This window comes from Xylophilus sp. (assembly GCA_009914555.1).
Classification (GTDB): domain Bacteria; phylum Pseudomonadota; class Gammaproteobacteria; order Burkholderiales; family Burkholderiaceae_C; genus WNDY01.
In genome coordinates this window covers 24,553-37,822 of record WNDY01000013.1, presented here as the reverse complement: position 1 = coordinate 37,822, position 13,270 = coordinate 24,553, and the positions used below count along the sequence as shown (strand labels likewise).

Below are 13,270 nucleotides of genomic sequence, written 5' to 3'. Positions count from 1 at the left end.
TTGATTCGCCTGCGTCCCCCGGGGGCGCGGCCAGCCTTCAGCATGAGCACTGCTTCCGAGTTCCTCTGGTACATCCCCAACCAGGTCGTCGCCGGCCACCGCGGCGAGCCCGTCGCGGCCGACCACAACAGCCTCGACACCCTCACCAGCCATGCCCAGGCGCTGGAGCGGCACGGCTGGAAGGGCGCCCTCATCGGCACCGGCTGGGGCCGCCCCGACACCTTCACCGTGGCCACCGCGCTGGCCGCCCGCACCACGACTTTCGAGCCGTTGATCGCCATCCGCCCGGGCTACTGGCGGCCGGCGCACTTTGCCTCGTCCGCGGCCACGCTCGACCACCTGAGCGGCGGCCGGGTGCGGGTCAACATCGTCTCCGGCCTCGACGACCTGGCCGCCTACGGCGACAGCGAGGGCGACCAGGCCCACCGCTACGGCCGCACCCGGGAGTTCATGCGGCTGGTGCGCCGGCTCTGGACCGAGGAAGAGGTCACTTTCGCCGGCGAGCACTTCCAGGTTGCCAAGTCGACGGTGCTGCCGCGCATCCCGGTGCGCGGCGAGCGCAGGCACCCGCGGCTCTACTTCGGCGGCGCGTCGGACGCGGCCGAACGCGTGTCGGCCACCGAGGCCGACGTGCAGCTCTTCTGGGGCGAGCCGCTCGAAGGCGTGAAGGGCCGCATCGACCGGCTGAGGGCGCTCTCGCGCGACCTCGACCGCGACCTGCCGCCCTTGCAGTTCGGCCTGCGCATCACCACGCTCGTGCGCGACACCACCGAGCAGGCCTGGTCCGACGCCGAGGCCAAGGTCGCCGAGATGGCCAAGACCCACGGCGCCGGCTGGCACGACCACCGCCGCGCCGTCGCCGTCGGCCAGCAGCGCCTGCTGGACCTGGCCGCGCGCGGCGACGTGCTGGACGACAACCTCTACACGGCACCCGGCCGGTTCGGCGGCGGCGGCGCCGGCACGACCTGGCTCGTGGGCTCGGCCGAGGACGTGGCCCGCTCGCTGCGCAAGTACCGCGACCTGGGCATCACGCACTTCGTGCTGTCCGACACGCCCTACCTGCGCGAGATCGAGCGCCAGGGCCGGCAACTGCTGCCGCTGCTGCGGGACTGAGCAGCGCGTCTGCAACTTCCTTGTTTTCCCGACAGGCGTTGCCATCTGTTTGAGCGACCATAGGACTTTCCCTCTGGAGCCCGACGACATGGATTTCAAGGACTACTACGCGATCCTGGGTGTGGAGCGGCAGGCCGACGCCGATACGGTGAAGAAGGCCTACCGCCGCCTCGCCCGCAAGTACCACCCCGACGTCAGCAAGGAAGCCGACGCTGCGACCCGCATGAGCGAGGTCAACGAGGCCTATGCCGTGCTGTCCGACCCCGAGAAGCGCGCGGCCTACGACGAACTCGGCCGCCAGCCGCAGGGCAGGGCGCAGGGCGGCCAGGGCTTCCAGCCGCCGCCGGACTGGGCCAGCGGGTTCGAGTTCACCGGCGGCGCGGGCGGTGACGAGCACGAGTTCAGCGACTTCTTCTCCAGCCTGTTCGGCCAGGCCGCCGCCGCGCGTGCCGCGCGAGAAGCCGGCGGCCACACCCGCCGGTCCGGCCCGCGGCGCGGCAGCGACCACCATGCGCGCATCGACATCGACCTGGCCGACGCTTACAGCGGCGCCACGCGCACGCTCACGCTGCGCGGCGCCGAGCTGGACGAGACCGGCCACGTCGTACCGCGCGAGCGCACGCTCGAAGTGCGCATCCCCCAGGGCGTCAAGGCCGGTCAGCTGATTCGGTTGACGGGGTATGGTGCTCCAGGCGCTGATGGGCAGCCGGCTGGCGACCTGTACCTGGAGGTGTATTTCAACGAGGACGCGCGCTGGCGCATCGACGGCCGCGACGTGCACCAGACGCTGCCGGTGGCTCCGTGGGAGGCTGCGCTCGGCGCCGCCGTCGAGGTGGCGACACCGGCCGGCACGCTCGAAGTGACCGTGCCGCCGAACTCCCGGCCCGGCCGCCGGCTGCGCCTCAAGGGCCGCGGCATCCCGGGCGAGCCGCCGGGCGACATTTACCTCACGCTCGACGTGGCGTGGCCGCCGGCCGACACGCCGCGGGCGCGGGAACTCTACGAGACGATGGCGCGCGACTTGGCCTTCAACCCACGCGCAGCCGCCAGGAGCTGACCATGGCCTTTTCCAATCCTCCATCCTCCGTGCGCCGCCACTTCACCGTCGAGGCCGAACTGCTCGACCGGGATGCGCTCGACATCGAGTCGCTGGCCCATACCTGTTCGGTCAGTGCCGAGTGGGTCGTCGAGCGGGTCGAGTCCGGCCTGCTCGGCGCCGAGTCCGAAGGCGGCGGCCGCGCGGCCTGGCGCTTCACCAGCACCCAGGTCGTGCGGGCGCGCCGCATCGCGCGGCTGGAGCGCGACATGGACGCCAACCCCGAGCTGGCGGCACTCGTCTCCGACCTCGTGGAGGAGGTGCAGGCCCTGCGCCGCCAGCTGCATGGGTCTTGAAGACCGCGACTGGTGGCGCGAGGCGCAGCGCAGGCGCCGCGCCGCCGGGGCCGAGGATGCCCGCCCGGCCGGCGGCCGCCGCGCCGGGCGCACGGCGCGGCGCGGCGCGCTGGGCATCGTCGTCTTCTGGCTGGCCGTCATGGGCCTGCTCTACCTGGCGATGCAGCGCGTGGCCGAGCCGAAGCGCGCCCAGGTCACGGCCGACGGCGCCATCGTCATCCCGCGCCATGCGGACGGCCACTTCCGCGTGTCCGGCGCGGTCAACGGCGAGCCGGTGCGGTTCCTCGTCGACACCGGCGCCAGCCTGGTCAGCGTGAGCGACGGGCTGGCGCTCCGCGCGGGCCTGCGGGGCGGCGAGCCGGCGACCTTCCGCACCGCCAACGGCACGGTCGCGGGCACCGTGGTGCGGGGCGCGACGGTCGCGGTGCGCGGCGCGACGGTGGCCAACCTGCGCATCGGCACCGGCCTCGACCACGGCCGCGGCGCGGCCGACGACGAGGCGCTGCTCGGCCAGAACTTCCTCCAGCAGTTCGACCTGGAGATCGGCCGCGACCGCATGGTGCTGCGGCCGCGGCCCTGAACCTGTCCACGATGGGCCCATGCAGCACCTGTCAGAATCCGTCGCCGACCGGCTTGCGATCCGCGAGCTGATCGACCGCTTCCACGATGGCGTCAACCACCGCGACGCGCGGGCAATCGCGGCATTGTTCCTGCCCGATGGCGTGTGGGAGGTGGCGCCGCCGTTTCAGCACCGCTGCGAAGGGCTGGCCGCCATCGAGGCCGGCATCGGCGAGAGCATCGGCCGCATGGAATTCCTGTTCCAGACCGCATCGCCGGTCGTCGTCGATCTCCAGGACGAAGGCCGGGCGGCGGCCCGCACGTCGCTGCGAATTCGGCCGCGCGCGGGACGGCAGCACGATGCGCGTCGTCGGCACCTACTTCGACACGCTGGCCCGGGATGCTTCGGGCCGGTGGCGCTTCGCGCACCGCATCTTCCGGGTGCGCTATGCGGACGACGCGCCGGCGGGCGGGCAGGTCTTCGACGACCTGCCGCGCTGAGGCGGCCGGCGGACCAGGGCCGCCGTCAGCGCGCCGGCGGCGAGCCGCAGCGCCTTCGTGTCGCCGTGTATGCGCTCCATCACCGCCAGCCCGCGGGTGAAGGTGATGACCACGCTGGCGGCGGCCCGGGCGTCGAGCGTGAGCTGCCGGCGGATCGCCGGTCGCTCCAGCGCCGCGGTGACGAGCCGGCCAAGCCGGTCGACGAGGGCCTGCAGCCGTGCGTGGACCGGCGCGCTGCCGGTGCTGCCGTCCGTGGCCGTTTTCGTGGTCAGGCAACCCTGCGACGGCGAGCCGGCCGTCATGTGGGCAATGGCGCTTTCGAAGAAGCGGTGCAGCACGTCGCCCGCGTCATCGCCGGCCAGGCTGGCCTCGACGCTCTGGAGGAACCGGGCTTCGTAGAGATCGAAGGCGCGCAGGAAGAGGGCCTTCTTGTCGCCATAGGCATGGTAGAGGGAGCCGCGCTGAACGCCGGTGGCCTGCGCGAGGTCGAGCATCGACGTCGCGGCAAGTCCCTGGCGCCGGAAGACCTCCAGCGCCGCCGCCAGTGCCGCATCCTCGTCGAACTGTCGGATCCCAGCCATCCCGTTTCCTTGCATCGAGAACCGGAGCCGATCATAGGATGCGGCGGTCCTGCCGTCGTCTCTCGTCCCTCCGATGCACTCATCTTTGACATGTATGTCAAAGATGGCCTATGCTGCGGCGACTGTTCTGCAGTGCCCATGAAAGGACGATGGCATGGAGGCTACGGGTCGCACCAGGTTGGCAGGCGTCCTCTGCGGGCTGGCGGCAGCGCTCATCTGGGGCGGCTTCCCGGTGATGACGCGGCTCGGCGTGGCCTATTCGTCGTTCGACCTGTACGACGTGACCTTCCTGCGCTTCTCGGTGGCAGGGCTGCTGCTGGCGCCGGTCCTGGTCAGGACCGGCTTCGGCAGGCTCGGTCCGGTGCCTGTGGCGCTCATGGTTGCGGGCATCGGCGCGCCCTACATGCTGGTCGTCTCGCAGGGCCTGGCGCTGGCCCCGGTCAGCCTTTTCGCCGCGCTGACGCCGGGCAGCATGATCGGCTTCTCGGTCCTGCTGAGCGTGCTGTGGCTCGGAAACCGTGTTCCGTTGCGCGAGCGTGCGGGTCTGGCATTGATTGCGGCCGGCATCGGTGCCGCGGGCTGGCAGGGCATGGCGCAATCGGTCGGTGCCGGCGCGGCGGTGGGCTCGTTCCTGGCCGGCGGGCTGCTGTGGGCGATCTACACCGTGTCGACCCGCGCGTTCTCGGTCGGCCCCCTGCATGCGACAGCCATCGTCTCGGTCGTCTCGGCACTCGTCTATGCGCCGGTCTATGTCGCCATGAAGGGCAGCGCCATTCTCGAAGCGCCCCTGCGCGCGCTGGCAGGGCAGGCGATCTACCAGGGCGCCATGGTCTCGATCGCCGCGCTCTACTTCTACAGCAAGGCCGTGGCGCTGCTGGGCCCGGTGGCCGGCGCGTCGTTCGCGGCCCTCGTGCCGGTCTTCGCCGTCATCGAGGCTTCGCTGCTGCTGGGCGAAGCGCCCGGCCTGCCGTCGGTCGCGGCGCTGGCGGTCGTCACCGTCGGCCTGGTCGTCAGCATCGCGTCGAAGAACGCAGGGACGCGCTGATCGCCGCCGGCGGCCGCTCAGTGTTTCTGCAGCAGCCGGATCACGCTGGAGAAGTCCAGCGCCCCATGCCCCGCGAGGCTGTGGGCCGCATAGATGCTGCGCGCCAGCCCGCCGAGCGGCGTGGCGGCCTTCACGGCGGTGGCACTCTCCTGCGCCAGGCCCAGGTCCTTGAGCATCAGGTCGGTGCCGAAGCCGCCGGCGTAGCCCTTCGACGCCGGCGCGTTCTCGTGCACGCCGGGCAGCGGGTTGTACTTCTCCAGCGCCCAGTTGCCGCCGGAGCTGCGCCGCATGATCTCGCTGAGCACCTTCGGGTCCAGCCCGTTGGCCACGCCGAGGGCGATGGCCTCGCTGGTGCCGATCATCAGCACGCCGAGCAGCATGTTGTTGCAGATCTTGGCGGTCTGGCCGGCGCCTGCCGCACCGGCATGGAAGATGTTGGCGCCCATCTTCTCCAGCAGCGGCCGGGCGCGCTCCAGCGCCTGCGCCTCACCGCCGACCATGAAGGTCAGCGTGCCGGCGATGGCGCCGCCGGTGCCTCCCGAGACCGGCGCGTCGAGGAAGGCGATGCCGCGCGCGGCGGCGACCTCGGCCACCTTGATGGCGCTGGCCGCGGCGATGGTGCTGCTGTCGATCACCAGCGTGCCGGGCGCGAGCCGGGCGAGCAGGCCGTCGTCGCCGAGGTAAAGGCCCTCGACGTGGGCGCTTGCGGGCAGCATGCTGACGACGACCTCGGCGTCCACGGCGGCGGCGGCCGCGCTCGCGGCCACCGGCACGCCGGCAGCGGCCAGGCGCTCGCGCGCGGCGGGGAAGAGGTCGTAGGCCTGCACGGCATGGCCGGCCTTGTGCAGGTTGACGGCCATCGGGCCGCCCATGTTGCCCAGGCCGATGAATGCGATGGTGGTCATGGTGGGTGTCTCCTTGGTCTCGTTAGCGAATCGCGTCGGGCGCGTCGTCGTCGAGCATGCGGCGCGCGACGATGACGCGCATGATTTCGTTCGTGCCTTCGAGGATCTGATGCACGCGCGCGTCGCGCACCAGCCGCTCCAGCGGGAAGTCGCGCAGGTAGCCGTAGCCGCCGTGCAGCTGCAGGGCCTCGTTGCAAATGGCGAAGCCCGCGTCGGTGGCGAAGCGCTTGGCCATGGCGCAGTAGGTGGTCGCGTCGCGCGCGCCGGCATCCAGCTTGGAGGCAGCCAGCCGCACCAGCTGGCGCGCGGCGACCAGGTCGGTCGCCATGTCGGCCAGCCGGAACTGCAGGGCCTGGAACTGCGCCAGCTCCCGGCCGAACTGCCTGCGCTCGTGCAGGTAGCGCTGCGCATGGCCCAGCGCGCCCTGGGCCGCGCCGACCGAGCAGGTGGCGATGTTGATGCGCCCTCCGTCCAGCCCCTTCATCGCGATGCGGAAGCCCTCGCCCTCGCGGCCGAGCAGGTGGTCGGCCGGGATGTGCACGCCGTCGAACGCGATGGTGCGCGTGGGCTGGCTGTTCCAGCCCATCTTCCGTTCCTTCTGACCGTAGCTGATGCCGGGCGCGTCCGCCGGTACGGCGAAGGCGCTGACGCCGCCCGCGCCGTCGCCGCCGCTGCGGGCCATGACGACCAGCAGGTCGGTGCTGCCGGCGCCCGAGATGAAGGCCTTGCCGCCGTGGATGGCCCAGCCGTCGGCGGTGCGCTCGGCGCGGGTGCGCAGCGAGGCGGCGTCCGACCCGGCGCCGGGCTCGGTCAGGCAGTACGAGGCCAGCTTCTGCCCGGCCGTGAGGCTCGGCCCCCACTGGCTGCGCACGGCATCCGTGCCCCAGGTGCCGATGATCCACGCGGCCATGTTGTGGATGGTGAGGAAGGCGGTGGTCGACGGATCGACCGCGGCCAGCTCCTCGAACACCAGCGTGGCATCGAGGCGGGGCAGGGCGAGGCCGCCGATGGCCTCGGGCGCATACAGGCCGCAGAAGCCCACTTCGCCCGCGCGCCGGATGGCGTCGCGCGGGAAGATGCCTTCCTCGTCCCACTGCGCCGCATGCGGCGCCAGCTCGGCCGCAGCGAAGCCGCGCGCCGTGGCGGCGAAGGCGCGCTGCTCCTCGGAGAGTTCGAAGTCCATGCCGGACCCCGCTACTTCAGGCTGATGGTCGTGTTGACGCCCTGCGAGACGGTGCTGTCGTCGAACCAGCGCGCCGTGACCGTCTTGGTCTGCGTGTAGAACAGGACCACCTGCTTGCCGTACGGCCCCAGGTCGCCGAGCTTGGAGGCGCGCGAGCCCGAGAACGAGAACAGCGGCACCGGCACCGGGATCGGCACGTTGATGCCGACCTGGCCCACGTCGATCTCCTCCTGGAAGCGCCGCGCCGCCGCGCCCGACTGGGTGAAGATGGCCGTGCCGTTGCCGTTCGGGTTGGCGTTGACGAAGGCGATGGCCTCGTCGAGCGTCTCGGCGCCCGCGAGGCAGGCGACCGGGCCGAAGATCTCCTGCTCGTAGACCGCCATGCCGGGCTTCACGCCGCTGAAGACCGTGGGGCCGACGAAGTTGCCCTGCTCGTAGCCGGCCACCTGCGGGTCGCGGCCGTCCAGCTCCAGCGTGGCGCCTTCGGCCACGCCGCGCTCGATCAGGCCGGTCACGCGCTGGTGCGCGGCGCGCGAGACCAGCGGGCCTACGTCGGTGCCAGCCTCGGTGCCGGCGCTGACCTTGAGCGTCTTCGCCTTGGCGACGAAGTCGGCCACCCATTCGCGGGCCTCGCCCACCAGCACCACGACCGACAGCGCCATGCAGCGCTGGCCGGCCGCGCCGAAAGTGGCGCCGACCAGGGCGTTGAGCGTCTGCTCCTTGTTGGCGTCGGGCAGCACGATGGCGTGGTTCTTGGCACCCATCATGCACTGCACCCGCTTGCCCGCGAGGCTCGCCCGTTGGTAGACATGGGTGCCGACCTTGGTCGAGCCGACGAAGCTGATTGCCTTGATGTCCGGGTGGTCGCAGAGCGCATTGACCGCCGCCTCGCCGCCGTGCACCACGTTGAGCACGCCGGGCGGGATGCCGGCCTCCAGCGCCAGCTCGACCAGGCGCATAGTCACCATCGGGTCCTGCTCGGAAGGTTTGAGCACGAAGGTGTTGCCGGTGGCGATCGCCATCGGGAACATCCAGAGCGGGATCATGGCCGGGAAGTTGAACGGCGTGATGCCGGCGCACACGCCCAGCGGCTGGAGCACGGTGTAGGTATCCACGCCGTTGGCCACGTTGTTGGCCAGCTCGCCGAGCTGGAGGTTGCCGATGGCCGCGGCATGCTCGACCACCTCCAGTCCGCGGAACACGTCGCCCTCGGCATCGGCCAGCGTCTTGCCCTGCTCGGCGGTGAGGATCGCGGCGAGCTCGGCCATGTTCTCGCGGATCAGCTGCTGGTACCTAAGGAAGATGCGCGCCCGCGTGCCGATCGGCGTCCTGCGCCAGGCCCTGAAGGCCTCCTGCGCCGCGGCGACGGCGGCGTCGATCTCGGCCGGTGTGGCGAACGGCACGCGGGCCAGCACCTGCTGCGTGGCCGGGTTGACCACGTCGCGCCATTCGGTGGTCTGCGATTCGACGAATCGTCCGCCGATCAGCAGTTTCACGGTCGGGGCCAGGGCGGCCACGGAGGTGGGTGCGTTCATTCGGTTGTCTCCGGTCGGTTGTCGCTGTCGGTGCATCGTAGCTGTGCGAAATTGCCAGGACAATGCGCAGGAATGCGTTCGGCTTTTGCATAAATCCACATCAATCCACAGACATGGACTGGGACAACCTGCGCTACTTCCTCGAACTGGCCCGTACCGGCACGCTGCTGGCCGCGGCCCGCCGTCTCGGGGTGGACCACACGACGGTGGCCCGGCGCATCCAGGCGCTGGAGAAACAGACCGGCGCAGCGCTGTTCGCGCGCGAGGCCGGCGGCCACCGGCTGACCGAGACCGGCCGCCGTCTGCAGCCGCAGGCCGAGGCGATGGAGGCCGCCGCCCGCGCGGTGGAGCGCGATACCGTGGACCCGGCCGGCGCGGCCGGGCCCAGCGGCGTGGTGCGCATCGGCGTGACCGAGGGCTTCGGCACCGCGGTGCTCGCGCCGCAGCTCGCGCGGCTTGCGCAACGCCATCCGGGCCTGTCGATCGACCTGCTCGCGCTGCCGCGGCTGGTGCATCTGTCGCGGCGCGAGGCCGACATCGTCGTCTCGCTCGTGCGGCCCGCGCGCGGACCGGTGGTGGTCAGCCGGCTCTGCGACTACGTGCTGCAGCTCTACGGCGCGCGCGACTACCTTGCGACCCAGGCGCCGATCGCCACACGCGAGGACCTGCGCGGCCATGCGTTCGTGAGCTATGTGGACGACCTGCTGTTCAGCAAGGAGCTTCAGCTGCTCGACGAACTGCACCGGCCCGAGCGGCTCGCACTGCGCAGCACCAGCATCCAAGCCCAGTACCAGGCCGTGCGCGCGGGTGCGGGCCTCGCGGTGCTGCCGGCCTTCCTGGCCGACGGCGATCCGCTGCTGGTGCGCGTGCTGCCGGGGCAGGCGCGCTTCACCCGGACCTTCTGGATGTCGATGCCGGCCGAGGGCAAGCATCTCGCACGCATGCAGGCGGTCTGGAGCTTCGTGCGCGAGGCGGTGGAGGCCCAGGGGGCGCTGCTGCGGCCGGCCTGACGCAGATACCCTCGCCTCTACTGCCCTATAGCGCTTTGGAAAAGGGCGTATCGAGGCAATACCCCCTCTGTAGGTTTATCGCATTGGGCAGTGCGGCACGGCCCTCATCATTGCTGCTCCCTTTTTGTCACCATGCCCCGCCGCGGCTCGTCCTCCTTTTCGAGCCTGGTCCGCCGCGGCGCGCTCGCGCTGGCAGGCTGTGCGCGGCCACGGCTGCGGCGCGGTCCGCAGTGCCTGAGGCGCTCACTGGCCTACCCTCCGCAGCAAAGAGCCCGTGCAAGGCTTGACGCGAGGAGCCAAAGGAGCACACCGTTCAAATTGACTTCCGTGCCCCCGGGGCGACTGCCTGTAGCGCCGGCCGCGCGATGGCCGAATGTCCGCTGCTGGAGCAGGAGGCGAACCTGCACGGCCAGCGCGTCATCGAGCGCTTCCGTGCGCTCGATGAGGAATACGACCGTATCACCGACCACGGAAGGCGTCAGAACGCCATCGGGCCGGGCGCATGGCCGTCTACCGGTGCAGGAATCGTCTCGCAGACTACTGACGTAAAAGTAAAATCCATTGATTTAAAAGAGGATTTTTGATAAAAATCTTCTCATGAATCTTTTCATAGGATATGGCTGTGGCCGGTGATCCTGCAGTGGCCGAGGCGCGGCTGACCATGGCGCTCGCGCGCCAGGCTCCGGCTGCTGCTGCCGATCTGGCCCGCACGCTCGGCGTGAGCGTGCCCACACTGCACCGCTGGCTGCAGGCACTGCCGCCGGGCCGGCTCGTGGCGGCCGGCCGCGCGCGGCGAGCCCGCTATGCGCTGCGCCGGCCGGTGCGCGGCCTCGCCGAGGACCTGCCGGTCTACCGCGTCGATGCCGACGGCCGCGCCGAGCTGCTCGCGCCGCTGGCGGCCCTGCACCCCCAGGGCAGCCTGCTCGATCTCGGTGCCGGCGGCCACTGGCCCGTACCCGAGGACGCCCGCGACGGCTGGTGGCCCGGCCTGCCGTATCCGCTCTACGACATGCGCCCGCAGGGCTACATGGGCCGGCTGTTCGCGCGTGCCGAGCATGCCGCGCTCGGCGTGCCGGCCGATCCGCGCGAATGGGGCGACGACGAGATCCTGCACGTGCTGGCGCAGCGCGGCGAGGATGCGAGCGGCAACCTGATCGTGGGCGACGCCGCCTACCGGCGCTGGCTGGCGCAGCGGGCCGCGCCGCCGGTGCCGCTGGAGCCCGAGGCCACGGCCGAAGCCTATGCCGCGCTCGCGCAGCAGGCCGTGGCCACCGGCGTGCCGGGGTCGAGCGCAGCCGGCGAATTTCCCAAGTTCGCCGCGCTGCGCGCGCCCCCGCCGGGCAGTGCGAGTGCCACGCCGCATGTGCTGGTCAAGTTCTCGGGCGCGGGCGGCTCGGCGGCCGAGCAGCGCTGGTCCGATCTGCTGGTTTGCGAGCATCTGGCGCTACATACCCTGGGGGTGATGGGGCTGCTGCCGGTGGTGGGAGCCGCCATCAGCCGTATACTCTCCCATGGTGGGCGGACCTTCCTCGAAGTCGAGCGGTTCGACCGCCATGGCGACGGCGGCCGCAGCGCGCTGTGCACGCTGGAGACGGTCAACGCCGCCTTCGTCGGCGATGCCTCGCAGGACTGGAGCCGGCTGGCCGCGCGGCTCGCGGCGCTGGAACTGCTGACCGAGGACGACCGCGCAGCGGTCGAGCGCCTGTGGTGGTTCGGCCGCCTGATCGGCAACACCGACATGCACGCGGGCAACCTGAGCTTCCGGCCGGCGGACGGCCGCCTTGCGCTGGCGCCGGCCTACGACATGCTGCCGATGCTGCATGCGCCGCTGGCCGGCGGCGAGGTGCCGCAGCGCGCCTTCGAGCCGCCACGGCCGCTGCCGCCGCAGCGCGCCGTGTGGCACGCGGCCTACGCGGCAGCGCTGCGTTTCTGGGAGGCGGCGGCCGGCGACGCGCGCATCGGGGATGGCTTCCGCGGCCTCTGCGCCGCGCATCGCGAGGCGCTGCGCCAGGCCGCATGCGTGGCCTGACGCGCGGCGCCGCGCTCAGAATCGGTAGGTCAGGCTCGCGTTGACGCTGCGCGGCTCGCCCCAGGTGTAGGTGCTGTAAGAGCTGAAGATCGTGTAGTACTTCCTGTCGAAGAGGTTGGTGAGCGCGAGCGCGCCGGTGAGCCGCGGGGTGAAGGCATAGCGGGCCGAGGCGTCGGCGATCCAGTAGCCCGGGACCGTGTGGCGCACGGTGCCCGCAGGATGGCTCACGTCGCCCCAGGTCTTGTCCTGCCACCGCGCGCCGCCGCCGAGCGTGAGGCCCGGCACCGCCGCGGGCTTGTAGCTCGCGTAGAGGCTGAACTGGCTGGCCGGCGTGAGCGTGGAGACCCGCTCGCCCTGCTGGCGCGCGATGCTGTGCGAGAAGCCGGCCTGGACCTGCCATGCCGTGCCGATCCGCCCCGAGGCCTCGACTTCGAAGCCTTTGGTCCGCACGCCCTGGATCGCACGGTAGGCGGTGCCGCCGGTCGGCGTCAGCCCGCCGGTGGCCTCGGCATAGTTGTCCTGCAGCAGGTCGAAGTAGGCCGCGCTGGCATGGAGCCGCCCGCCGAAGAAGGCAGCCTTGACGCCGATCTCGCGGTTCTCGCCTTCGAGCGGGTCGAGCGTGCGGCCGCTGGCGTCCTGCGCCGACTGGGGCTTGAAGATGGTGGTGTAGCTGGCATAGGCCGACCAGGTGCCGTCGATGTCGTACACCGCGCCTATGTAGGGCACGAAGGAGCCGGATTCGCGGATGCCGGCGGTCCTGTACGACAGCACGCGGCCGCCGGTGATGAGCTGGAGGTCGTCGCGCAGGTTCCAGCGCGCGGTGGCGTAGAGGCCGCGCTCGCGGGTGGCCTCGTCGTTGGTGTAGTCGGGCGCGGCGCCCCAGGCCGGCGCGGGCACGCTGCCGTTCCATCGGTAGAAGTCGGCCACGGTGGTGTCGTAGCCGACGCTCTGCGTATCCCACCAGCCACGGTTCTTCCAGCGGCGGTTGGTGGCGCTGCCGCCGAGCACCAGTTCGTGCTCGCGCCCGCCGAGCCGCACAGGGCCGCTGGCATACACGTCGGCCGCATCGCTGGTGGTGCGGCCGATGTACTGGCCGGCCCACATCGAAACGCCCGAGCCGTCGGCCGGGTCGGGAAAGCCTGAGGCCCCTGCGCCCAGGTTGGCGTCGTAGCCGTTGATCTGGTGGTTGAACTGCGCCTTGGCCACCCAGCCGCTGTCGAGGCTGTGCTCGAGCGTGGCGAAGCCGGTGCGGGTGTACTGCTCCCAGCGGCTCCAGGCGGCGCCCTGGTTGAACGAGCGCGGCACGGCGTTGAAGGCGCCCGCGCCGTTGTAGAGCGGGATGCCGCCCCAGGTCGAGCCCCGGGGGACGTTGTCCTGGTAGTCCGCGCCCACGGTCAGCAGCGTGCGGGACGTGAGGT

General features: G+C 71.5%; 14 protein-coding genes and 1 pseudogene. 10 read left to right on the top strand and 5 right to left on the bottom strand.

What is annotated here, in order from left to right; translation table 11 throughout:
- The first annotated feature begins 42 nt into the window (after positions 1-42).
- The 6 genes and pseudogenes from GAK38_RS08685 to GAK38_RS08660 all read left to right on the top strand — a co-directional run bounded on the left by GAK38_RS08685 (position 43) and on the right by GAK38_RS08660 (position 3,564).
- A complete protein-coding gene (locus GAK38_RS08685) occupies positions 43-1,113 on the top strand; it encodes an LLM class flavin-dependent oxidoreductase (protein WP_325343273.1) in 1,071 nt (356 codons plus the stop codon).
- Positions 1,114-1,201: 88 nt separating this feature from the next.
- Positions 1,202-2,170 (top strand): DnaJ C-terminal domain-containing protein, encoded by a 969-nt coding sequence (locus GAK38_RS08680; protein ID WP_325343272.1) that lies wholly within the window; start codon positions 1,202-1,204, stop codon positions 2,168-2,170.
- 2 nt (positions 2,171-2,172) lie between these two features.
- The gene (locus GAK38_RS08675; RefSeq protein ID WP_325343270.1) at positions 2,173-2,505 is read left to right on the top strand and encodes a chaperone modulator CbpM; all 333 of its coding nucleotides are present in this window, start codon (positions 2,173-2,175) and stop codon (positions 2,503-2,505) included.
- Positions 2,495-3,085: a retropepsin-like aspartic protease family protein gene (locus tag GAK38_RS08670; protein ID WP_325343268.1), complete on the top strand. Its 591-nt coding sequence runs from the start codon at positions 2,495-2,497 to the stop codon at positions 3,083-3,085. The genes GAK38_RS08675 and GAK38_RS08670 overlap by 11 nt, the downstream gene beginning before the upstream one ends.
- Positions 3,086-3,104: 19 nt before the next feature.
- Positions 3,105-3,353, top strand: a pseudogene (locus GAK38_RS23910) (YybH family protein); the annotation flags it as partial.
- Between the two features lie 70 nt (positions 3,354-3,423).
- A complete protein-coding gene (locus tag GAK38_RS08660; RefSeq protein ID WP_325343264.1) occupies positions 3,424-3,564 on the top strand; it encodes a hypothetical protein in 141 nt (46 codons plus the stop codon).
- Here GAK38_RS08660 and GAK38_RS08655 read toward each other — a convergent pair.
- Positions 3,510-4,145, bottom strand: coding sequence for a TetR/AcrR family transcriptional regulator (locus GAK38_RS08655; protein ID WP_325343262.1), 636 nt, complete (start codon positions 4,143-4,145; stop codon positions 3,510-3,512). The two genes, GAK38_RS08660 and GAK38_RS08655, sit on opposite strands and share 55 nt — an antisense overlap.
- Positions 4,146-4,299: 154 nt before the next feature.
- On the opposite strand from GAK38_RS08655, the gene GAK38_RS08650 reads away from it, so the two are divergent.
- Positions 4,300-5,190 carry a DMT family transporter gene (locus tag GAK38_RS08650; RefSeq protein ID WP_325343260.1) on the top strand — a complete coding sequence of 297 codons (891 nt, stop codon included), beginning with the start codon at positions 4,300-4,302 and terminating at the stop codon, positions 5,188-5,190.
- A gap of 17 nt (positions 5,191-5,207) precedes the next feature.
- On the opposite strand, the gene mmsB is transcribed toward GAK38_RS08650, so the two are convergent.
- From mmsB to GAK38_RS08635, 3 genes are read right to left on the bottom strand one after another with little or no spacing between them, the layout of a single operon-like run.
- The gene (gene mmsB / locus GAK38_RS08645; RefSeq protein ID WP_325343258.1) at positions 5,208-6,095 is read right to left on the bottom strand and encodes a 3-hydroxyisobutyrate dehydrogenase; all 888 of its coding nucleotides are present in this window, start codon (positions 6,093-6,095) and stop codon (positions 5,208-5,210) included.
- Positions 6,096-6,117: 22 nt separating this feature from the next.
- A complete protein-coding gene (locus GAK38_RS08640) occupies positions 6,118-7,278 on the bottom strand; it encodes an acyl-CoA dehydrogenase family protein (RefSeq protein WP_325343256.1) in 1,161 nt (386 codons plus the stop codon).
- 11 nt (positions 7,279-7,289) lie between these two features.
- Positions 7,290-8,813: a CoA-acylating methylmalonate-semialdehyde dehydrogenase gene (locus GAK38_RS08635; protein ID WP_325343254.1), complete on the bottom strand. Its 1,524-nt coding sequence runs from the start codon at positions 8,811-8,813 to the stop codon at positions 7,290-7,292.
- 113 nt (positions 8,814-8,926) lie between these two features.
- Here GAK38_RS08635 and GAK38_RS08630 point away from each other — a divergent pair, with 113 nt between their 5' ends.
- From GAK38_RS08630 to yjjJ, 3 genes are all read left to right on the top strand, one after another.
- Positions 8,927-9,823: a LysR family transcriptional regulator gene (locus GAK38_RS08630; RefSeq protein WP_325343252.1), complete on the top strand. Its 897-nt coding sequence runs from the start codon at positions 8,927-8,929 to the stop codon at positions 9,821-9,823.
- 365 nt (positions 9,824-10,188) lie between these two features.
- Complete coding sequence (locus tag GAK38_RS08625; RefSeq protein WP_325343250.1) at positions 10,189-10,407, top strand: DUF922 domain-containing protein; 219 nt, start codon at positions 10,189-10,191, stop codon at positions 10,405-10,407.
- 38 nt (positions 10,408-10,445) lie between these two features.
- Positions 10,446-11,852: a type II toxin-antitoxin system HipA family toxin YjjJ gene (gene yjjJ, locus GAK38_RS08620; protein ID WP_325343248.1), complete on the top strand. Its 1,407-nt coding sequence runs from the start codon at positions 10,446-10,448 to the stop codon at positions 11,850-11,852.
- A gap of 15 nt (positions 11,853-11,867) precedes the next feature.
- On the opposite strand, the gene GAK38_RS23905 is transcribed toward yjjJ, so the two are convergent.
- Positions 11,868-13,244, bottom strand: coding sequence for a TonB-dependent siderophore receptor (locus GAK38_RS23905; RefSeq protein WP_443089179.1), 1,377 nt, complete (start codon positions 13,242-13,244; stop codon positions 11,868-11,870).
- Positions 13,245-13,270: the final 26 nt, after the last annotated feature.